General features: G+C 71.7%; 19 protein-coding genes and 1 pseudogene. 8 read left to right on the top strand and 12 right to left on the bottom strand.

All coding sequences use genetic code 11. The features are described 5' to 3' along the window. The 7 genes and pseudogenes from FQY64_RS15075 to FQY64_RS10990 form a co-directional block, all read left to right on the top strand. Positions 1-103, top strand: a pseudogene (locus tag FQY64_RS15075) (IS110-like element ISRfsp2 family transposase); the annotation flags it as partial. Positions 104-188: 85 nt separating this feature from the next. Next, on the top strand, positions 189-1,451 hold the full coding sequence (folC, locus tag FQY64_RS11015) for a bifunctional tetrahydrofolate synthase/dihydrofolate synthase (protein WP_146474317.1): 1,263 nt from the start codon (positions 189-191) through the stop codon (positions 1,449-1,451). Between the two features lie 69 nt (positions 1,452-1,520). Next, positions 1,521-2,537 (top strand): SPOR domain-containing protein, encoded by a 1,017-nt coding sequence (locus FQY64_RS11010; protein ID WP_146474316.1) that lies wholly within the window; start codon positions 1,521-1,523, stop codon positions 2,535-2,537. Positions 2,538-2,540: 3 nt separating this feature from the next. Then, on the top strand, positions 2,541-3,110 hold the full coding sequence (locus tag FQY64_RS11005; RefSeq protein ID WP_146474315.1) for a CvpA family protein: 570 nt from the start codon (positions 2,541-2,543) through the stop codon (positions 3,108-3,110). A gap of 76 nt (positions 3,111-3,186) precedes the next feature. Then, positions 3,187-4,653 (top strand): amidophosphoribosyltransferase, encoded by a 1,467-nt coding sequence (purF, locus tag FQY64_RS11000; protein ID WP_146474319.1) that lies wholly within the window; start codon positions 3,187-3,189, stop codon positions 4,651-4,653. 173 nt (positions 4,654-4,826) lie between these two features. Further along, the gene (locus FQY64_RS10995) at positions 4,827-5,222 is read left to right on the top strand and encodes a ribonuclease E inhibitor RraB (protein ID WP_146474314.1); all 396 of its coding nucleotides are present in this window, start codon (positions 4,827-4,829) and stop codon (positions 5,220-5,222) included. 2 nt (positions 5,223-5,224) lie between these two features. After that, positions 5,225-6,031: a ferritin-like domain-containing protein gene (locus FQY64_RS10990; protein WP_146474313.1), complete on the top strand. Its 807-nt coding sequence runs from the start codon at positions 5,225-5,227 to the stop codon at positions 6,029-6,031. A gap of 21 nt (positions 6,032-6,052) precedes the next feature. On the opposite strand, the gene FQY64_RS10985 is transcribed toward FQY64_RS10990, so the two are convergent. Both FQY64_RS10985 and lpxH read right to left on the bottom strand, forming a co-directional pair. After that, positions 6,053-6,727 (bottom strand): hypothetical protein, encoded by a 675-nt coding sequence (locus FQY64_RS10985; protein WP_146474312.1) that lies wholly within the window; start codon positions 6,725-6,727, stop codon positions 6,053-6,055. Further along, positions 6,724-7,461 (bottom strand): UDP-2,3-diacylglucosamine diphosphatase, encoded by a 738-nt coding sequence (lpxH, locus tag FQY64_RS10980; RefSeq protein ID WP_146474311.1) that lies wholly within the window; start codon positions 7,459-7,461, stop codon positions 6,724-6,726. The genes FQY64_RS10985 and lpxH overlap by 4 nt, the downstream gene beginning before the upstream one ends. A 307-nt stretch (positions 7,462-7,768) precedes the next feature. On the opposite strand from lpxH, the gene FQY64_RS10975 reads away from it, so the two are divergent. Further along, the gene (locus FQY64_RS10975; protein WP_146474310.1) at positions 7,769-7,996 is read left to right on the top strand and encodes a KGG domain-containing protein; all 228 of its coding nucleotides are present in this window, start codon (positions 7,769-7,771) and stop codon (positions 7,994-7,996) included. Between the two features lie 97 nt (positions 7,997-8,093). Here the strand turns inward: FQY64_RS10975 and FQY64_RS10970 are convergent, their stop codons facing one another. The 10 genes from FQY64_RS10970 to FQY64_RS10930 form a co-directional block, all read right to left on the bottom strand. Continuing rightward, entirely contained in the window at positions 8,094-8,492 is a 399-nt protein-coding gene (locus FQY64_RS10970; RefSeq protein WP_146474309.1) for a group III truncated hemoglobin, read from the bottom strand. 55 nt (positions 8,493-8,547) lie between these two features. Further along, positions 8,548-8,982, bottom strand: a complete 435-nt coding sequence (locus FQY64_RS10965) for a hypothetical protein (protein ID WP_146474308.1) — start codon at positions 8,980-8,982, stop codon at positions 8,548-8,550. Between the two features lie 17 nt (positions 8,983-8,999). Further along, the gene (locus FQY64_RS10960) at positions 9,000-10,160 is read right to left on the bottom strand and encodes a zinc-dependent alcohol dehydrogenase (RefSeq protein ID WP_146474307.1); all 1,161 of its coding nucleotides are present in this window, start codon (positions 10,158-10,160) and stop codon (positions 9,000-9,002) included. 168 nt (positions 10,161-10,328) lie between these two features. Beyond that, positions 10,329-10,721, bottom strand: a complete 393-nt coding sequence (locus FQY64_RS10955) for a DUF2007 domain-containing protein (protein ID WP_146474306.1) — start codon at positions 10,719-10,721, stop codon at positions 10,329-10,331. A 3-nt stretch (positions 10,722-10,724) separates the two neighbouring features. Continuing rightward, a complete protein-coding gene (locus FQY64_RS10950; RefSeq protein ID WP_146474305.1) occupies positions 10,725-11,609 on the bottom strand; it encodes an acyl-CoA thioesterase in 885 nt (294 codons plus the stop codon). Between the two features lie 440 nt (positions 11,610-12,049). After that, positions 12,050-14,068 (bottom strand): M13-type metalloendopeptidase, encoded by a 2,019-nt coding sequence (locus tag FQY64_RS10945; RefSeq protein WP_146474304.1) that lies wholly within the window; start codon positions 14,066-14,068, stop codon positions 12,050-12,052. 420 nt (positions 14,069-14,488) lie between these two features. After that, positions 14,489-16,696: a M13 family metallopeptidase gene (locus tag FQY64_RS10940; RefSeq protein WP_386112920.1), complete on the bottom strand. Its 2,208-nt coding sequence runs from the start codon at positions 16,694-16,696 to the stop codon at positions 14,489-14,491. After that, positions 16,693-17,424 (bottom strand): DUF1501 domain-containing protein, encoded by a 732-nt coding sequence (locus tag FQY64_RS15070; protein WP_229814865.1) that lies wholly within the window; start codon positions 17,422-17,424, stop codon positions 16,693-16,695. The genes FQY64_RS10940 and FQY64_RS15070 overlap by 4 nt, the downstream gene beginning before the upstream one ends. Before the next feature lie 17 nt (positions 17,425-17,441). Then, a complete protein-coding gene (locus FQY64_RS15065) occupies positions 17,442-17,837 on the bottom strand; it encodes a DUF1501 domain-containing protein (protein ID WP_229814866.1) in 396 nt (131 codons plus the stop codon). Between the two features lie 2 nt (positions 17,838-17,839). Next, complete coding sequence (locus tag FQY64_RS10930; protein WP_146474302.1) at positions 17,840-19,240, bottom strand: DUF1800 domain-containing protein; 1,401 nt, start codon at positions 19,238-19,240, stop codon at positions 17,840-17,842. Positions 19,241-19,254 lie beyond the last annotated feature (14 nt).

Here is a 19,254-nt window from a genome sequence, read left to right as displayed (position 1 = left end):
CAAGCCCAAGAAGGTCGCCGTCGTCGCCTGCATGCGCAAGTACCTCACCATGCTCAACGCCATGGCACGCGATCAGGCGCCTTGGGCGCCTAGGGTTGCCTAGGCCACAAGACAGTTGCTCCTGCAGATCCACGCCCATCCGCGTCGATCCGTGGCCCGAACGAGGCCCGTCCGTACAATGCGCCGCCATGCAGACACTCGCCGAATGGCTCGCCTACATCGAGCGCCAGCACGCGCGGCCCATCGACATGGGGCTGGAGCGCGTGCGGGCGGTGCTCGCGCGGCTGAAGCCGGGGCCGATCGCGAAGGCGGTCGTCACCGTCGGCGGCACCAACGGCAAGGGATCGACGGTCGCCTTCGTCGAGGCGATCGCGCGCGCGGCCGGCTGGCGGGTGGGCGCGTACACCTCGCCGCATCTGCTGCGCTACAACGAGCGCGTGCGGATCGACGGTGAGGAAATCGACGACGCCGCGCTCGTCGGGGCGTTCGCCGCGGTCGAAGCGGCGCGCGCCGATACGCCGCTGACCTATTTCGAATTCGGCACGCTCGCCGCGCTGTGGCTGTTCGCGCGCGCGAAGCTCGATCTGGCGATCCTCGAGGTGGGCCTCGGCGGTCGGCTGGATGCGACCAACGTGGTCGATGCCGACGTCGCCGTGATCACCACCGTCGATCTCGACCACCAGGACTGGCTGGGCGCGGACCGCGAGGCGATCGGTTTCGAGAAGGCCGGCATCGCGCGGCCGTGGAAACCGCTGGTGCTGGGCGAGGACGACCCGCCGGCGAGCGTGTTGCGCCATGCCTACGCGATCGGCGCCAGGGCGATCCGCGCGCGCTGCGACTTCTTCTTCGAGCCGCTCGGTGCCGACGCCTGGCGCTGGCGCGAGGTCGGCTTCCGCGTCGATCTGCCGATGCCGCAGTTGGCCGCGCCGGTGCAGATGCGCAACGCCGCCACCGCGATCGCCGCGCTGCGCGCGCTCGCGCGGCCGCTGAAGCGCGAGGCGGTCGCGCAGGGCGTGGCGCAGGCGCGCATCGCCGGCCGGCTGCAGCGCTTCGAGCACGATGGCGTGCCGGTGTACGTCGACGTCGGCCACAACCCGCAGGCGGCGCGCGCGCTGGCGCAATGGCTGCGCGCGAATCCGGTCGCGGGCGCGACGCACGCGGTGTTCGCCGCGCTCGGCGACAAGGACGCGGCCGGCGTGGCGCGCGCGCTGGAGCAGGCGGTGACGCATTGGCATCTGGCCGGCCTGGCCGAGGCCGGGCCGCGCGGCCTCGACGTGGAGGCGTTCGCCGCCCGCCTGGCAGACACGCGGGCGGGCGCCGGCACGCGGCACGCGACGGTGGACGAGGCGCTGCGTGCCGCGCTCGCGCAGGCCCGCGCTGGCGACCGCGTGCTCGTGTTCGGCTCGTTCCACACCGCCGCGCAGGCGGTGCGAACGCTGTCATCTGGCTGACTGCGGCGTTGGGGGCGGTCGGGGCCCGACGGGTATAATCCGCCGGCTTTCCGCTCCCGGCGAGACGCGATGGAACCAGCCCTGAAACAGCGACTGATCGGCGCCGCGGTGCTGGTCGCGCTCGCGGTGATCTTCCTGCCGATGCTGATCAAAGGGCCGGCGCCGGAGAGCGGCGTCGCCGACGTGCCGCTGGAACCGCCCGCCGCGCCGAAGGACGGCGCGATGGAAACGCGCGAACTGCCGCTGCTGGAGCCCGCGCCCGCGCCGGACGGCGGCGCGCTGGCGATGCCGGCCGCCGGGGACAGCGCCGCGCCCTCGCCCTCGGGAAGCGCCGCCGACGACACCGCGACCGGGGCCGCCGCGAGCGCGGCCGGCGACTGGGCGGTGACCTTCGGCAGCTACGCCACCGCCGAGGACGCCGCGCGCGTGGTCGAAGCCCTGCAGCAGGTGCGTCTGCCGGGCTATCAGGAGGCCTACACCAATCCCGCCGGCCGCGCGCTGCATCGCGTGCGCATCGGCCCGTTCGCCTCGCAGGCGCAAGCCGAGGCGGCGCGCGTGCGCGCGGCGGCCATCCGCAGCGACGTCAAGATCCAGGTGATCGCGCTCGACGCGGCGGCCGGCGCCGGCGAGGCCGCCGCTGCATCGTCGTCTCCGGCGCCCACCGCGCCGCCGCAGGCGGTGGCCGCCGAGCCGCTGCCGTCGGCGACGCCCGCCACGGCGAAGCCGACCGCGGCCAAGCCGGAACCGGCCCGTCCCGCCGAGCCGGCCACGGCCGACAAGCCGGCGCTCGCCGCACGGCCGGCCGCCAGCGAGCCGGCCAGGCCGGCGCCGGCCAAGCCCGCCGCGGCGGAGGTCGGTTTCGCGGTGCAGGTCGGTGCGTTCGGCGATGCCGCCGAAGCGGCGAAGATGCGCGATCGCCTGCGCGCCGCCGGCTTCAGCGCCTTCACCGAGACCGTGCGCACCGAGCGCGGCACGCTCAACCGCGTGCGCGTCGGACCGGTCGGCAGCCGCGCGGAAGCGGAGCAGTTGAAGGCGCAGGTGACGGCGAAGGCGGGCGTCGACGGCATCGTGCGGCCGCATCCCTGACGCATGAGCGCCCTCGACTGGACGCTGGTCGCGATCGTCGCGCTCTCCGCGCTGTTCGGCGCGATGCGCGGGTTCGTCGGCGTGGTGGCGTCGATCGTCGGTTGGCTGCTCGCCGGCTGGGCGGCGCTGCGGTTCGGCGCGACGGTGGCGGTGCTGCTGTCCGGCGGACACGACCCGTCGCTGGGCCAGTTGTTCGCCGGCTATGCGAGCAGCTTTCTCGGCGTGCTGCTGGTGGTCGCGGCGGTCGCCTGGGTGACGCGCAAGCTGCTGCAGGCGGTGGGCCTGAGCGCGCTGGACCGCGCGATGGGCCTGGGGCTCGGCGTGGCGCGCGGCTGGCTGGTGGGCGCGGTGGTGGTGCTGCTGCTGGGGCTCACCGCGATCCCGCGCGAGCCGGACTGGCAGTCCTCCGCCGTCGTCCCCATCTTCAAACCGGTGGCCCGCTGGCTGACGGCATGGCTGCCGGATTGGGTGGCCGAGCGTGTGGATCTCGGCGACGGCGCGGCGGCCCGTCCCGCCGGGGCGGCGCCGCTGCCGGACCTGCCGGCCCCCGCGACGGATCGCAGCACCGGCTGAGTCCGGACCCTCCCGGATGCGGCGCGCGCCGCATCGACCGCGCGGCAGGTCCGCGCACGCAATGAGACATCAGGCCATGTGCGGCATCATCGGTATCGTCGGTCACAACGAAGTCGCGGGGCTGCTCTACGACGGGCTCACCGTGCTGCAGCATCGTGGGCAGGACGCGGCGGGCATCGCCACCGCCAACGGCGGCCGCATCCACGTGCACAAGGGCAACGGCCTGGTGCGCGACGTGTTCGACGAGACGGCGATGCAGTTGCTGCGCGGCCGGGTCGGCATCGCGCATTGCCGCTATCCCACCGCAGGCAGCGAAGGCTCCGACGAGGCGCAGCCGTTCTACGTCAACTCGCCCTACGGCATCGCGCTGGCGCACAACGGCAACCTGATCAACACCGACGCGCTGCGCCGCGAGGTGTTCGAACAGGACCGCCGCAACATCAACACCGAATCCGACTCGGAAGTGCTGCTGAACGTGTTCGCGCACGAGCTCGACGTGCAGCGCGCATTGACGCCGGAGTCGGTGTTCCGCGCGATCGAGGGCGTGCACCGGCGCTGCGTCGGCGGCTACGCGGTGGTGGCGATGGTGCTGGGCCTCGGGCTGGTGGCGTTCCGCGATCCGCACGGCATCCGCCCGCTGGTGCTGGGGCGGCGCGAGGTCGACGGGCAGGAGGAATACGCGGTGGCGTCCGAATCGGTCGCGCTGGACCTGCTCGGTTTCGAGCGCCTGCGCGACGTCCACCCCGGCGAGGGCATCGTGGTCACCGCGCGCGGCGAGCTGCACACGCGCCAGTGCATCGAGCCCAAGAAGCGCGCGCCGTGCATCTTCGAGTTCGTCTACTTCGCGCGGCCGGATTCGATGATGGACGAGATCTCGGTGCACAAGGCGCGCATGCGCATGGGCCAGAAGCTCGGCGAGAAGATCCTGCGCCTGCGCCCGGATCACGACATCGACGTGGTGATCCCGATTCCCGACACCTCGCGCGATGCCGCGCTCGAGATCGCCAACGTGCTCGGCGTGAAGTACCGCGAAGGCTTCATCAAGAACCGCTACGTCGGCCGCACCTTCATCATGCCGGGGCAGAGCCAGCGCGCGCAGTCGGTGCGGCGCAAGCTCAACCCGATCCCGCTGGAGTTCCGCAACCGCGTGGTGCTGCTGGTGGACGATTCGATCGTGCGCGGCACCACCTCCAGGCAGATCGTGCAGATGGCGCGCGACGCCGGCGCGCGCAAGGTCTACCTGGCCTCCGCCGCGCCGCCGGTGCGTTACCCGAACATCTACGGCATCGACATGCCCTCCGCCGACGAGCTGGTGGCGCACGGCCGCACCGAGGAGGAGGTGCAGACGCTGCTGGGCTGCGACTGGCTGATCTACCAGGACCTCAAGGATCTGGAGGAAGCGGTGTCAGGCCCGAAGCAGCGGATGGAGCATTTCGACTCCTCGTGCTTCAACGGCGAGTACGTCACCGGCGTCGAGCCGGGCTATTTCGAGCGCATCCGGCAGTTGCGCTCGGACGAGGCAAAGAAGACGCGCAGGGCTTGAGGGCGGAATCGAGGATGCGCGCGACGGACAGCCCGTCTGTGGTTCCCGGTCGCGGCTGAACCCGCTCCTGCCCCGGGGCGTGCTTCTTCCTCCTCCCGACTCCCCATTCCCCATTCCCCATTCCCGATTCCCGATTCCCGATTCCCGATTCCCGATTCCCGATTCCCGCCCCCATGCCTACCCCGTTCGCCGACCTGCGCAAGCAACTGATTCCCGACGATGAGACCGGCGAGGTGCTGCGCCGCATGCTCGACGACGGCATCGATCTGTCGCAGCCGCGCGAGATCGGGTTCCACTGCGTGTTCGGCGAACAGGCGCAGGCGGAGGCGTTCGCCGCGCGTGCGGCGCAGCTCGACGGTGTGCGCGTGGAGCCGCCGGAAGCGGACGAGGAGGGCATCTGGGACGTGGTCGTGGTGCGGGATATGAAGCCCGAACACGATGCGATCACCGCGATGGAGCGGAAGCTCGCGGCGCTCGCCGGCGAGCATGGCGGCTTCCCGGACGGCTGGGGCTGCGCCGGCGATGCACCTGCGGAAGACGAGGACGGCGCGGACGACGGCGCCGGTTGACGATGCGCTCGCTGTTCGACGCCGCCCACGCCTGCCTGCGCGCCGACACCCCCGAGGCCAAGCTCGCGCGCACCTTCGAGACTGCCGAGGCGTTCGCGCGCGGCGAGCTGGCGATGCCCGATGATGCGCCCGGCCCCGAGCCGATCCGCATGCCGGGCCGTCCGCCGCGGCCGCGCCTGGTGCCGCCGCGCGAGGTGCCCAAGCGCGGGCTCGGCACGCGCGAGGGCAAGGCGGCGTTCGTGCACGCGATCGCCCACATCGAGTTCAACGCGATCGACCTGGCGTGGGATGCGGTGTACCGCTTCCGCGGCATGCCACGCGGGTTCTACGCGGATTGGGTCGGCGTCGCGCACGACGAGGCGCGCCACTTCACCCTGCTGCGCGCGCGTCTTCGCGAGCTCGGCCACGACTACGGCGACTTCGACGCCCACAACGGCCTGTGGGAGATGGCCGAGAAAACCGCGCACGACGGCCTCGCGCGGATGGCGCTGGTGCCGCGCGTGCTGGAGGCGCGCGGGTTGGACGTCACCCCGGGGATGATCGCGAAGCTGCGCGCGCAGGAGGATCACGCCACCGCCGACATCCTCGACGTGATCCTGCGCGAGGAGGTCGCGCACGTCGCCGCCGGCAGCCGCTGGTTCCGCTGGCATTGCGCGCAGCGCGGCCTCGACCCGCGCGCCACGTTCCGCGGCCTGCTGGCCGAGCACGCGCGCGGCGTGCTGTACGGGCCGTTCAACAACGAGGCGCGGCTGCAGGCCGGCTTCGACGCCGACGAGCTGGCGGCGCTGGAGGCGCAGGCGGCGTCGTAGCGAGGCGCCCGGCAGTCGCGTTCAGCCGCGCCCGTCGTCCGCCGGCTCGTCCCCTTCGTCCTCGCCGCTGTCGTCGGGCGGCGGTTCGGGCGTACCCGCATGCTTTGCGGATGCATTCTCTCCCTCGTCGGTGCAGGTCGCGTCCGGATCGTGGTCGAGGAACAGTTGGACGCGCTCCGCCTGCGCGCTGGCGACGTAGGCGGTGTGGCCATCGCGGTCGCTGTAGCCGAGGTAGCGCTGCGGCGGATCGGTGCAGATCACGAGCGTGTACGCCTGCGCGAAAGCCGGCTCGTCGCCGGGCAGGGTCAGCCGGAACTGCTCGCCGTGATCGCCTTCGCCCAGTCGCGGACGCAGGAAGAAGCCTTCGCGCGGCGGCGGCTGATCGAACGCGAACACCGCGGTGCGCCCGCGGCCGTCGGTGATGCCCTGATAGACATCCTTCTCTCCGGCAACGAACGGCAGGTCGACCGATCCGTGCGAGAGGGCGTAGGGATGGTGCGGCAGCGGTTCTCCGGTATGCGGATCGCGCAGCACGAAGCGCACGCGATGCGCACCCTGGCCGACCAGCGGACCGGCGTCCTGGTCCGCGTCGACGAGGCTTCCGAAGCCGGGCGGTTCGCTGCCCGAAGGTGCGCTCGCGCAACCGGCAAGGACGCCTGCGAGAGCCAGCACGAGCACCAAGTGGATGCGTTTCATGCCTCGAGCGCCTCCAGTTCGAAGGCGCCGTCGTCCACCCGCAGCACCGAGCCCTGTTCGTACCAATCGCCGAGCACGATGCGGCGGCAGGGGCGGCCGTCGATGTCGAGCGCGTGGATGGCGGGACGATGGGTGTGGCCGTGGATCAGCGTGTCGATGCCGTAGCGGCGCAGGGTTTCCTCGACCGTCGCCGGATCGGCGTCGGTGATCGCATCCAGCATGCCCTGCGCCTTCAGCGCGCCCTGCGCCGCCTGGCTGCGCGCGCGCGCCTGCTGCGCGAACGCGACGCGCGCGGGGAGCGGCTGCGCGAGGAACTGGCGTTGCCATTGCGGATCGCGCGTCTGCGCGCGGAACTGCTGGTAGGCGGTGTCGCCGGTGCACAGCAGATCGCCGTGCATCAGCAGTACCGGGCGTCCGTCGAGCACGATCACCGCCGGGTCGGGCAGGATGCGCATGCCGGCGCGGCGCGCGTAGGCCTCGCCGAGCAGGAAATCGCGGTTGCCACGGAGGAAGAACAGCGGAACGCCGGCGTCGCGCAATGCGCGCAGCTCGCGCGCGACGGTGGCGCCGGGCTCGGCCGGATCGTCGTCGCCGACCCAGGCTTCGAACAGATCGCCCAGCACGTACAGCGCGCGCGCGGCGCGCGCCCGTTCGCGCAGGAAACGCACGAACAGGTCGGTGATCGCCGGGCGTTCGGCCTCCAGGTGGAGATCGGAGACGAAGAGCGTGGTCATCGGCCGATTCTAAGCGCTGCCGGGCAGGGGCACGCGCCCGCGTGCCGATGGCGGGCGGGCGAGCGCGCTTCCGACGCGCTACGGTCGTGCCGCCGCCGGTCAGCGGCCGCTGAACGGAGTGGGCGTCTTCAACTGCTCTTGCCGCATCGTGGCCGGTTGCCTCACGGCGTGCTCTCTACATTCGATCACGCCTCATCCGTCGAACTCGCCGTCGGCGAGCGACGCGGTCGGCGGAGGGGTCGGCGGGTGCGTTGCGCACGCCGCCGATTCGCGCCCCAGGCGCATTTCCCTCAACGAGGAGACGACCATGGCGAGCAAGAACCAGAGCGGCAACGACAATCGCGGCGGCAACCGCGGCGGTGGCTTCCAGAGCATGGACGAGGACAAGCAGCGCCGGATCGCCAGCAAGGGCGGGCAGGCGGTGAGCCAGGACCGCGAGCACATGTCCGAAATCGGCCGCAAGGGCGGCGAAGCCAGCGGCGGCGGCAACCGCGGTGGCGGCGGCGGTGGCGGACGCGGCGGCAACGACCGCTGATCGGCCTCCGCGCCTCATCCGACCCCTCTCCCGTTCGCGGGAGAGGGGTTTCGTTTGCCCGGCGCCGGGGCAGGCGGGCAGGGTGGACGAGCGGCCGCTACCGCAGGCGCGGCAGATCGAGCGGACGCGTGCGCGGCTGCACGCCGAGGCCGTGCATGAGACTGCGCGCGATGCGCTGTGCGTGCTCGACGAACTGCTGCGCCTGCGCCGGCGCCAGCACGGCGTGCGCGGTGTCCTGCCACAGCGCCAGCCATTCGGCGAAGTGGCTGGCATCGATCGGCAGCAGGCGGTGCATCGCCATCGGGTTGCCGCGGTAGCGCGCGGTCTTGAGCACGATCGAGGACCAGAACGCCACCAGCGTGGTCTTGTGCTCGTCCCAGTCGTGCACGACGGCAGCGAACACGGGCCCGAGCGTCGGGTGCACGCGGACGCGGTCGTAGAAGCGGTCGACCAGACGGGCGATGTCCTGTTCGGTGAGCGGCGCGGGTTCGGTCATCGGCATAGGGTAGGCGATGCGCGAGGCGACACGGCGCTCGCGGCGGACGCGCCGCTCAGCGCCGCCTCGCCCGCCGCACCAGCCATAGCGCGCCCAGCACCGCCACGCCGCCCAGCACCGCCGGATGCGTGAGCCGGCGTCCCCAGGGGGAGTGCCGCACGTCCTCGACGAGCCCTTCGACCACGTTGACGCGGTCGGCCGCCATCAGCATCAGCCAGTGGCGCAGATCGCTCTCGCTGTGGCGGAACGCGAGACGCCGCATCACGCCGCTGAGCCCGGAAGGCGGAACGCTGGTGCCGAACACCGGCGTCAGGCCCGGGCGTTCGATCGAATGCAGGATTTCGACGCGGCGGGGTTGCGGTTCGGGCGTCGGGTGCCGTGCGCCCTGCAGCCGCGGCGGCGTGCGTTCGCTGGCCGCCGCAGGCCGGCGGCGCTGGTCGGGATCGGCGCCCCGGCCGGGCGCGCGCGTGGGTTCGTGGGGAACGCTCATGGTCGGCCTCCTCGCCGTCAGTGGACGCTGGCGGCCTTCGGCGGCACCAGCACCGGCTTGATGCACTCGTCGAGCTTGGACGAGAAGATGTGGTAGGCGTCCGCCACTTCCTCCAGCGGAAAGCGGTGCGTGATGAGTTCGCGCGGCACGATGTGGCCGGCGCGGATGTGTTCGAGCAACCGCGGCAGGTGCCGTTTCACGCTCGCCTGGTTCATGCGCAGGGTGAGGCCCTTGTTGACCGCGTTGCCGATCGGCACCGCGTTGAACGTCGGGCCGTAGACGCCGACGATCGACACCGTGCCGCCCTTGCGCACGGAGTTGATCGCCCAGTGCAGGGCGGTCGCCGCGCCGGCCTGCAGCTTCAGGCGCACGCCGGTGATGCGCTGCAACGCGTTTCCCGAGGCTTCGGCGCCCACCGCGTCGATGCACACGTCGGCGCCGAGCCAGTCGGTCATCTTCTTGATGTGCACCGCCATGTCCTTGACGCTGCGGAAGTCGACCGTCTCGCACTGCGCGAAGCGTTTGGCGAACTCCAGGCGGTAGTCCACGCAATCGACCACGATCACGCGACCGGCGCCGAGCAGCCACGCGCACTTGGCCGCGAACAGCCCGACCGGTCCGGCGCCGAACACGACCACGGTATCGCCCTTGCGGATGTCGCCCATCTCGGCGGCCTGGTAGCCGGTGGGCAGCGCGTCGGTCAGCAGGACCGCGTCCTCGATGTCGATGTCGGGCGGGATCGCCATCGGGCCGACGTCGGCGAACGGCACGCGCACGTACTCGGCCTGACCGCCGTCGTAGCCGCCGGCCGTGTGCGAATAGCCGTAGATCCCGCCGACCGCGGTCGCCTCGGGGTTGGTGTTGTGGCAGTTGCCGTACAGCTCGCGCTCGCAGAAATAGCAGCTCCCGCAGAAGATGTTGAACGGCACCAGCACGTGGTCGCCGACCTTGAGATTCCGCACCGACGGTCCGACCGCTTCGACGATGCCGGTGAACTCGTGCCCGAACACGCTGCCCACGCGGGTGTCCGGCACCAGGCCGTGGTAGAGGTGCAGGTCCGATCCGCAGATGCACGAGCGCGTGACGCGGACGATGGCGTCGTTGGGGTGTTCGATCGACGGTTCGGGCACGTGCTGGGCACGCACGCGGTAGGGGCCTCGGTAGGTGGTGGCGAGCATCGGCGTCGATCTCCTCCGTGGGGACGTGTCCTTCCCGTGACGGAGGCAACGACCGTGCCATCGGCGCGGCCTGCCGCGGCGGCCCGACCGCGGCGGGCGGGCCTGCAAGTTTTGCCGGGTGGGCAGCGATTGCCTGCGCGGCTCGGCGGTGGAGCGCGCGCGGTTCGCTCAGAACAGCCGCGACAGGGTGAGCGCGGCGGCGATGGCGATGCCGATCAGCAGCCCCAGCTTGATGCGGAACGCACGGCGCGCGGCCGGGTTCGCCACGTGGTCGGACTCGGCGTCGCGGAACGTGGGCGCAAGAAAGCTGTCGCCCGGCGTGCGGGTGGACTGCATCAGGCCGGCGTCGCGCAGGATCTCGCGCGCGCGCACCTGGTCGTCGGACTTCACCACCCACACCGCCGGCTTGGCGCCGTGCGATTCGCGATAGCTGAAGGTGCCGCGGCGGTTGCCCTTGTACGAGCGGCCGTTGGTGATGCGAACCTCGATGCCTTCCTCGCGCAGCATCTGCGCCACCGCCTCGACGTTCTCGAGCCGCGGACTGCTGAACACCTGGCGCATGGCTTACTCCTTCGCGTCTTCGCGCACGACGCGGATCAGGCCTTCCTGGGCGGTGCTGGCGACCAGGCGTCCGTTGCGGTCGTAGATCATGCCGCGCGCGAGACCGCGCGCGCCCTGCGCGCTGGGACTGTCGATCGAGTACAGCAGCCAGTCGTCCGCGCGGAACGGACGGTGGAACCATAGCGCGTGATCGAGCGACGCCATCTGAACGCCGGGCTGGTAGTAGCTGATCCCGTGCGGGAAGGTCGCGGTGCCGAGCAGGTGGAAGTCGGAGGCGTAGGCGAGCAGGGCACGGTGCAGCTCGGCCGCATCGCCCACGCGTTCGGTCAGCCGGAACCAGACCTGCTGGTAGGGCGGGCGCTTGGGCGGGTTGAGCTCGTCGCGCGGATAGACGTGGCGGAACTCGAACGGCCCCTTGCGCGAGAGCCAGCGCTGCACCTTGGTCGGCAGCTTGGCCAGCACTTCGGGCGGCACCGCGGGCGCCGGTTCGATGTCCTCGGGCATCGGCACCTCGGGCATCGACAACTGGTGCTCGGCGCCGGTCTCCTCGCGCTGGAACGACGCGGCGAACACGAAGATCGGCTGGCCGTGCTGGATCGCGGTCACGCGCCGCACCGAGAAGCTGCCGCCATCGCGGGTGCGGTCGACGTCGTACACGATCGGCGCGTCGATGTTGCCCGCGCGCAGGAAGTAGGCGTGCAGCGAATGCGCGGTGCGCGGTGCGTCCAGATCGTCGAGCGTGGCCTGCGCGGCGGACAGCGCCTGTCCGAGCACCTGGCCGCCGAACACGAAGCGGGTGCCGATGTCGCGGCTTTGGCCGCGGAACAGGTTGTCCTCGAGGCGTTCGAGCGAGAGCAGTTCGATCAGCTCGGAAACCGGGGAGGTCATGGGCGCGCGCGGTCGTGAGGGGCGCCGCAGTATACGGGCAGCGGCGGCCGGCCTTCCGCGGGTTGGCGCGCAGCCCCCGTCGCCCCGGCGCATGCCGGGGCCCATTTCGACTTGAGGCAATGGTGCGTGGCGGGCGCCTGTCGAAAATGGATCGCGGCCTTCGCCGCGATGACGGGCTTGGGAGGCGGGCAAGGACGCTGCGGGATCCCAACGCGCGTCGCCCGGGCGCATGCCGGGGCCCATTTGCACTTCATGCGGTAATGCGTGGCGGGAGCCCGTTGAATGGATCGCCGCCTTCGCCGCGATGACGCGCTTGGGAGGCGGCCAACGCCCCGCAAGGAACGCGGCGGGACCCCAACGCCCGTCGCCCCGGCGCATGCCGGGGCCCATTCCGGCTTGAGGCAACGGCGCGTGGCGTCGCCGCCACGCGGTCGCGCGGCTCACGGCCAGAGCCGCACCGCCTGTGTCGGGTTGGGCTGCATCGGCGTGCCGGGCTTGCAGCCGAACGCCTCGCCGAACGCCGGCTGCTGCATCAGCGGCACGTTGGTGCGCCAGACGCCGGGCGGATAGACGCTGCCGGCCGCGCGTTGCGCCGCGGTCTCGGCCGAGAGCTGCTGCGGCCACAGGCCGGCCCAGGCGCGGAAGAACGCCTGCCGTGCCGCCTGCGGCGGATTCGGCTGCGCGGCGGTGAAGGCGGCCCAGGCCAGTTCCAGGCCCGCGAAATCCGCGGCGCCCATCTCGCGCACGTTCGCGCCGCTCACGCGGACGCTCGACAGACCGGGGTAGGGGCGCCCTTCGTACTGCCCGGCCACGCGCGCGGCGAGCGCCTCCCACGCCGCGATCTCCGCCGGCGTCCACCACGGGGCGGCGTCTCCCTTCGCGTTGACCAGCCGGCCGCGCGCGTCGACGGCGTGACTCAACTCGTGGCCGACCAGCGCGCCGAACGCGCCGTACTGCGCGGCCGGCTCGCGGGCGGCGTCGAACACCGGCGGCTGCAGGATCGCGGCGGTGACGATCAGCCGGTTGTGGGCAAGGTCGTAGGCCAGCGACGGTTCCTGCGGCAGCACGTTCCAGCGCCGCTCGGCGTTGCCGCGGCCGATCCGCCGCATCTCCTCGCGATGGCGCCAGGTGGAGGCGATCAGCATGTTGCCGCCGAAGCTGCCGCGGCCCATCGGCTGCACGCTGTAGTCGAGGTCGCGGCGCGGCGCGCCGATCTCGATCGCGAGTTTCGCGAGCTTCGCGCGCGCCTCGGCCTTCGCGGCCTCGCCGAACCGCGGGTCGCGTGCGACCGCGGCGAGCAGTTGCTCGCGCACCTGACGCGCGACGGTTTCCGCGCGCTCGCGCGTGGCGGTCGGCAGATACCGCGCGACGTACTCGCGCCCGAGCATCGGCCCGGCGGCGAGGTTGATCGCATCCAGCACCTGCCGCGCGCGCGGCGGCGGCGCCTGCAGGCCCTGCAGCACGCGGCCGCGGAAATCGAAGCTGGCCTCGCGGAACGCTTTCGCGAGGTAGGGCGCCATCGCATCGCCCACGCGCCAGCGCAGGTAGAGCTTCCACTGCTCCGGCTTGATCGAGCCGACCAGTTTGTCGAGCTGGGCGAAGTGCGCCGCATCGGCGAGCGAGACGGTGTCGTCCTTCACCCCCTGCGCCTTGAGGAACTCGACGAGCTGAAGGTTGCGGTACGGCTTGGCCAGATCCTTCACCGCCACGCGCGCGTAGTTGCGGCGCGGATCGCGCAGCTCCGGCAGCGGTTTGGATGCGCGGGCGATGCGCGTCTCCAGGTCGAGCACCTGCCTGGCCTCGGCGGCCAGCCGCTCCGGCTTGCTGCCGGTGAGCGCGAGGATCTTCTGCACGTAGGCGTCGTAGCGCGTCATCACCGCGCGCGTGTCGGCGTCGGTGCGCGTGTACCACGCCGGATCGACCAGCCCGAGGCCGCCCTGGCTGAAGTAGCCGATGTGGCGATCGAGTTCCTGCAGATCGAGGTCGGCGCCGAAGTTGAACAGCACCGGGATTCCGACCTGGTGCAGCGCCGCCACCGCCGGCGCCACGTCCTTCGCGCGCTTGATGGCGTCGATGCGCGACAGCAGCGGCGCGATCGGCCGGGCGCCGTCGCGTTCCACCGCGGCTTCGTCGAGACCGCTGGCCCAGAAATCGCCGAGCAGTTTCTGCACGTCGTTCTGCGGCGCCTGCATCGCGGCGTTGAGCAGATCGACCTGCTGCTGGCGCGCGCGTTCGGCGAGCTGCTCCAGCGCTGAGATCGAATCCGCGCCGGGCAGCAGCGTGTTGGCCTTCAGCCAGTCGGCGTTGGCGAAGGCATGGAAGTCGGTACAGGCCGGCGCGACGGCCGGGGTGCGCGCCTTGCCGCTCGAACGTTTGCGTCGCTGGGCATCGGCATCCGGCGTGGCGAGGCCGGCGATCAGACAGAGGGCCAGGGCACAGACGAGCGGGCGTCGGATCATCGCGAGCGGGTCGTGTCGGGCGGGCGCCCGAGTGTAGCAACCGGTCCGTGGGCGGACGTGAGGCTGCTCGGGGCAGGGCGATGGCCCTTGTTCATCCCGCATGCTCACGGCTGTCCGGAATGGCGGAGCCCTCGCCCCTCGTCCCCGCGCAAGCGCACTGCTGTCCGGAAAAAATGCATCGGGGGAGTCGGGAAGCCCCACAGTGCGTAGCGTTCGCGGCAGTCGAGCGTTCGCGCGGACGTTTTCCCCGGCCGGCTGCGCGACAGACGTATCGCGTTGCTGCTTCAGAAGGCTGCTGGCCCTCGCAGCTTTCTCCGGACAGCAGCGCGCTTGCGCGGGAACGACGACACGACGCGAACATGAAACGACGAAGGCCCGGCGTGGGCCGGGCCTTCGGGGAGTGACGCGGGCCGTGACCGGTTACCAGATCACGATCCGCTTGTCGCCGTCGCGCACCATCGGCTGGCCCGGCTTGCACGAGAACGCCGCGGCGAACTGCGGCAGGTTCGACGGCGCGCCGATCGCGCGGAAGTTGGCGGGCGCGTGCGGATCGGTCTGCAGGCGCACGTCCAGTTCTTCCGGCGTGAAGTTGCGGCGCCACACCGTGGCCCAGTTGAGGAAGAAACGCTGGTCGCGGGTCAGGCCGTCGATCTTCGGATCGGGCTGGCCGTCGGTGGCGCGCTTCATCGCGTCGTAGGCCACCGCCAGGCCGCCGAGATCGGCGATGTTCTCGCCGAGCGTCAGCTTGCCGTTGACCTTCTTGCCGGGCTTGGCTTCGTACTCGTTGAACTGCGCGATCAGCTTCTCGGTCAGGCCCTGGAATGCCTTGGCGTCCTGCGGGGTCCACCACATCTCGAAGTTGCCGGTCGGCCCGAAGCGGCTGCCCTGGTCGTCGTAGCCGTGGATCATCTCGTGGCCGATCACCGCGCCGATGCCGCCGTAGTTGAGCGGATCGTCGGCCTTCGGATCGAAGAACGGCGGCTGCAGGATCGCGGCCGGGAAGACGATCTCGTTCTGCAGCGGGTTGTAGTAGGCGTTGACCATCTGCGGCGGCATCGCCCACTCGGTCTTGTCGACCGGCTTGCCGATCTTGGAGAGCTGCCACTTGTAGTTGAACTCGTTGGCGGCCAGCACGTTGCCGATGTAGCTGTCGCGGCTGGTGGCAAGGCCCGACCAGTCGCGCCACTTGTCGGGGTAGCCGATCTTGGGCGTGAACGAGGCCCACTTCTCCATCGCCTTCTTCTTGGTGTCCTCGCTCATCCAGGCGAGGTTCTCGAGCCGCGTCTTGAGCGCCTCGCGCAGGTTCTGCACCAGCTTCTCCATGCGCTCCTTCGACTCCGGCGGGAAGGCCACCTTCACGTAAAGCTGGCCCATCGCCTCGCCGACCTGGCTTTCGATGGTGTCGAGCACGCGCTTGCCGCGCTCCTTCATCTCCTTCTGACCGCGCATGGTCTTGTTGTAGAAGTTGAAGTGCTCCTCGGCGAACGCGTCGGCGAGGTACGGCGAGGCGGAATCGACGGTGTGGAAGCGCAGGTACGCCTTCCAGACCTCGGCCGGGGTGTCGGCGATCATCCTGCTGACTTCCTTGTGGAACTCGGGGATCGCCAGCGAGAACATCTGCGGTACCGCGACGCCCTGCGATTCGAAGAACTTCGTCCACGGGAAGTTCGGCGTCAGCTTGTCGGCCTCGGCCGGGCTGATCGGGTTGTAGTACAGCGAGACGTCGCGCGAGAGCTCCTCGCTCGACTTGGACACCTTCGCCAGGCGCGTCTCGAAGGCGACCACGTCCTTGGCCTGCTTCGCCGCATCCGCGGCCGGCACGCCGGACAGCTCCAGCACCTTGGCGACATGCTTCTCGTAGGCGGCGAGCTTGTCCTTCTTGTCGGCATCGAAGTAGTAGCCCTTGTCGGGCAGGCCCAGGCCGCCCTGCGCGGCGTAGGCGATGTTCATCGAGGAGTTCTTGAAGTCGGCTTCCGGTCCGAAGCCGAACAGGCCGCCTTCGCCGCGCGCGTAGGCCTTGCGCAGGTACTCGGCGATGCCGGCGCCATCGGTGAGGGCGTCGATCTCCGCCAGACGGCCCTTCAGCGGCTCGATGCCCTGCGCGTTGATCTTCGCCGCGTCGGTGCCGGTGGCCCAGAAGTCGCCGACGATCTTGTCCACGCCGCTGGCGTTCGGCTTCGCCGCCGCCTGTTCGGCGAGCTGGCGCTGGATGGCGGTGGAGCGCTCGTCGAGCATCTCGAACGCGCCCCACGAGGTGCGGTCGCCCGGAATGGCATTCGCCGCCAGCCACTTGCCGTTGGCGTAGCCGGCGAAGTCGGTGCAGGCGTCCTTGGTGGTGTCGAGATCGGCCGCCATGAAGCGGTTGACGCCGGGCAGCTTGCTCTCGTCGAGCGCGTAATCGGCCTTGGCGGCGTCGGACGGGGCGGGTGCGGCAGCTTGCTTGGCGTCCTCGTCCTTCGGGCAGCCGGTCAGGACGGCGGCGATGGCGAGCGACAGCAGCAGGACGTTCGGTTTGTTCACAGCGGGCTCCGGAGGCCTGGGCGTACGGGAAAAGGGCGTCGCCCCCGAAGCGGGGGCGACGCCGCACATTGTCGGATTTCCGAAGGCCCTGCGGGTGTCGAAGGTCATGCCCGCGCGGGGGCGAGCAAACCGCTCATCGGGCGGGCCTCGCGGCTGGCCGGGAACACGCGCGCTTCGATCGCGGCTTCGGACAGGCGCAGGTGATCCAGCAGCAGGCCCTTGAAGAGCGCGCGCAGGTCGGCGGTGGCGCGCAGGTCGCGGCCTTCGAACAGCGCGCCGGGCGCAAGGCCGGGCCAGTCGCCGACGAGACGGCCGCCGCGCACGGCGCCACCGGCCAGCAGGGCCATGCCGCCGGTACCGTGGTCGGTGCCGCCGGTGCCGTTGGCGGCGGCGGTGCGGCCGAACTCGCTGACCACGGCGATGACCGTGCGCGGCCACAGCGCCGTTGCCTCGTCATGGAACGCGCGCAGGCCGGTGTCGAGTTCGGCCAGCTTGCGCGCCAGCAGCGGCGCCTGCGCGCTGTGGGTGTCCCAGCCGGAATCCTCGACGAACGCGAGCCGCGCGCCGCCAGGCTCGCGCATGAAGCGCGCGGCGGCGCGCATCGCCTCGGGCAGGCGCATCGCGCCGGGGCGGGCGCCGTCGGTGCGCGGCGCCCGCATCGCCTGCGCGAATGCGGGCGCAAGTGCGGCGTCGGCGGCGTACAGCGGTTGCAGGCGTTGCAGCAGGATCGGCTCGACTTCGTCCGGAAGCGGCGGCGACCAGGTGCTCGCCGGGCCGTCGCCGCGCACCGCGAGCGGTGCGACCGGGGCGATCGCCAGCGCCTGCGTGCCCTGCATCGCCGCGGCGCAGCGGTTCAGCCAGCCGCTCGGCAGCGGGGCGCCAGCGCCGCTGCCGCTCTCCAGGCAGTCCTGCGCCTCGAAGTGCGAGCGTCCGCGGTAGGGCGGGCGATCGCCAGCACCGGCAACGCCTGCCGCCGGCCGTACAGCTCGCGCACGAACGCGAGCGCCGGATGCAGCGCAAAGCCTTGATCGAGCGCCACCGCATCCGCCACCGCCAGCGCGCCGCGCAGGCGTGCGTAGTGCGGATCGCCGATCGGCGGCAGCGCGTGCAGCGCATCCAGGCCGCCGCGCAGCAGCACGACCAGCAGGCGGGTGTCGTCGGAGGCGGCGAAGGCCGGCAGCCGCGGCCACAGCGCGAGCGTGGCGCCGGCGGAGGCGAGCGCGAGGAAGTCGCGGCGCGTGAGCGGCATGGTCAGCTCCTCCATTGGAAGGCGGGACTCGCGAACAGCACGGCGAGCCCGGCGCGGGCGGATTCGGCGCGGCGGACGGCGGTGGCGGTGTCGGCATCGAGCCGTGCGCCGAGCGCGCCGCGCGCGATCGCCAGCGGGTCGGGCCGCGCCTCCGGCGCCAGCGCGCTCAGCCGCTGTGCGACCTGTACGCGCTTGTAGAGCGCATCGGCGCCGGCCCATGGCGTTGCGTCATCGGGGAATCCCGCCGGCGAGCGCGCGGTGAACGGCGGCTGCCCCAGCAACGTCAGCAGCGGATGCAGCGTGGCGATCGGCGCGGTGGTGCCGGCCGCGCGCAGCGCGGCGAGGATCAGATCGTCCGGAGTGCGGAACTTGCGCGCGTGCGGCGACCAGGCTTCCTCGCTGTCGATCAGCGCGCGGTACACCGCCGTGAGCGCGCCGCCGCTGCGCAGCCAGGCCTGCGTCATCCGTTCCACCAGCGCGGGCGGCGGGTCGTCGGCGACGAAATGCGCGGCCAGCTTGCGCGAGACGTGGCGCGCGGTGGCCGGATGCACCGCCAGATCGTGCAGGATCGCCTCGCCCTGGCGCACGCCGCTTTCGCCGTAGCGTCGCCCCAGCACGCGCCGGGCGCCGGCCTCGTGCGCGGCCTCGCGGAAGACGAACGCGCGCTCGATCTCGCCGTCGCGCTCGAAGTCGCGTGGCAGCGCGGTGCCCCAGCCGGTGAGGGCGCGAGCGAGCTCGGTGACGTCGGTCTGGCCGTAGCCGCCGTCCACGCCGAGCGTGTGCAGTTCGAGGATCTCGCGCGCAAGGTTCTCGTTCAGCCCCAGCTTGCGACGCGCGGCGGCGCGCTGCGCCAACGGCGAGCCCTCGCCGACCGAGCGCACGTTGTCGAGATAGCGCAGCATGCCCGGGTGCTGCTCGACCGCCAGCAACAGGTCGGCGAAACGGCCGAACACGTGCGGCCGGACCGCCTCGCGCTCCATCGGCGCCGCGTACAGCGCCGCCGCGCGCTTGTCGGCGGAGATCGCGAAATGGTTGGACCAGAAGCGCACCAGCCGCTCGGCGAACCCGTGCGGCGTGGTCGCGGCGTGGCGGTAGCGCACGTCCAGCTCGCGCGCGACGGCCTGACGCAGGCGGCCGCGGCCGTTCGTCACCGTGCGGCGCGCGGCCGCATCGTTCGAGGCCGCATCGGTTTGGCGCCCGCGCCGCAGTTCGCGCAGCAGCGCCAGTTCCTCGCGCAGATAGGCCGCGCTGTCCGGCAGCCCGTGATCGGGCAGGCGCGCGGCCTCGGGCGTGATCTGCCGCAGCAGCCCGCCGCGCGGATCGTGCGCGGCCTCCAGATCGCCGGGGCGCGCCCCCAGCCCGAAGCGGTTGAGCGCGCTGGCCTGTGCGAGCGATGCGTTCATGCCGACCTCCTGGC

Origin of the sequence: Vulcaniibacterium thermophilum (genome assembly GCF_007923255.1) — a bacterium.
Taxonomy (GTDB): domain Bacteria; phylum Pseudomonadota; class Gammaproteobacteria; order Xanthomonadales; family Xanthomonadaceae; genus Lysobacter_F; species Lysobacter_F thermophilum.
The sequence above is the reverse complement of the archived record's forward strand: the minus strand, read 5'-3'. Positions and strand labels throughout refer to the sequence as shown.

What these genes read in the sequence shown, in the direction of transcription:
- folC (WP_146474317.1), top strand. Translation starts at nt 189, where the DNA reads ATGCAGACACTCGCCGAATGGCTCGCCTACATCGAGCGCCAGCACGCG.
- FQY64_RS11010 (WP_146474316.1), top strand. Translation starts at nt 1,521, where the DNA reads ATGGAACCAGCCCTGAAACAGCGACTGATCGGCGCCGCGGTGCTGGTC.
- FQY64_RS11005 (WP_146474315.1), top strand. Translation starts at nt 2,541, where the DNA reads ATGAGCGCCCTCGACTGGACGCTGGTCGCGATCGTCGCGCTCTCCGCG.
- purF (WP_146474319.1), top strand. Translation starts at nt 3,187, where the DNA reads ATGTGCGGCATCATCGGTATCGTCGGTCACAACGAAGTCGCGGGGCTG.
- FQY64_RS10995 (WP_146474314.1), top strand. Translation starts at nt 4,827, where the DNA reads ATGCCTACCCCGTTCGCCGACCTGCGCAAGCAACTGATTCCCGACGAT.
- FQY64_RS10990 (WP_146474313.1), top strand. Translation starts at nt 5,225, where the DNA reads ATGCGCTCGCTGTTCGACGCCGCCCACGCCTGCCTGCGCGCCGACACC.
- FQY64_RS10985 (WP_146474312.1), bottom strand. Translation starts at nt 6,727, where the DNA reads ATGAAACGCATCCACTTGGTGCTCGTGCTGGCTCTCGCAGGCGTCCTT.
- lpxH (WP_146474311.1), bottom strand. Translation starts at nt 7,461, where the DNA reads ATGACCACGCTCTTCGTCTCCGATCTCCACCTGGAGGCCGAACGCCCG.
- FQY64_RS10975 (WP_146474310.1), top strand. Translation starts at nt 7,769, where the DNA reads ATGGCGAGCAAGAACCAGAGCGGCAACGACAATCGCGGCGGCAACCGC.
- FQY64_RS10970 (WP_146474309.1), bottom strand. Translation starts at nt 8,492, where the DNA reads ATGACCGAACCCGCGCCGCTCACCGAACAGGACATCGCCCGTCTGGTC.
- FQY64_RS10965 (WP_146474308.1), bottom strand. Translation starts at nt 8,982, where the DNA reads ATGAGCGTTCCCCACGAACCCACGCGCGCGCCCGGCCGGGGCGCCGAT.
- FQY64_RS10960 (WP_146474307.1), bottom strand. Translation starts at nt 10,160, where the DNA reads ATGCTCGCCACCACCTACCGAGGCCCCTACCGCGTGCGTGCCCAGCAC.
- FQY64_RS10955 (WP_146474306.1), bottom strand. Translation starts at nt 10,721, where the DNA reads ATGCGCCAGGTGTTCAGCAGTCCGCGGCTCGAGAACGTCGAGGCGGTG.
- FQY64_RS10950 (WP_146474305.1), bottom strand. Translation starts at nt 11,609, where the DNA reads ATGACCTCCCCGGTTTCCGAGCTGATCGAACTGCTCTCGCTCGAACGC.
- FQY64_RS10945 (WP_146474304.1), bottom strand. Translation starts at nt 14,068, where the DNA reads ATGATCCGACGCCCGCTCGTCTGTGCCCTGGCCCTCTGTCTGATCGCC.
- FQY64_RS10940 (WP_386112920.1), bottom strand. Translation starts at nt 16,696, where the DNA reads ATGACCTTCGACACCCGCAGGGCCTTCGGAAATCCGACAATGTGCGGC.
- FQY64_RS15070 (WP_229814865.1), bottom strand. Translation starts at nt 17,424, where the DNA reads ATGCAGGGCACGCAGGCGCTGGCGATCGCCCCGGTCGCACCGCTCGCG.
- FQY64_RS15065 (WP_229814866.1), bottom strand. Translation starts at nt 17,837, where the DNA reads ATGCCGCTCACGCGCCGCGACTTCCTCGCGCTCGCCTCCGCCGGCGCC.
- FQY64_RS10930 (WP_146474302.1), bottom strand. Translation starts at nt 19,240, where the DNA reads ATGAACGCATCGCTCGCACAGGCCAGCGCGCTCAACCGCTTCGGGCTG.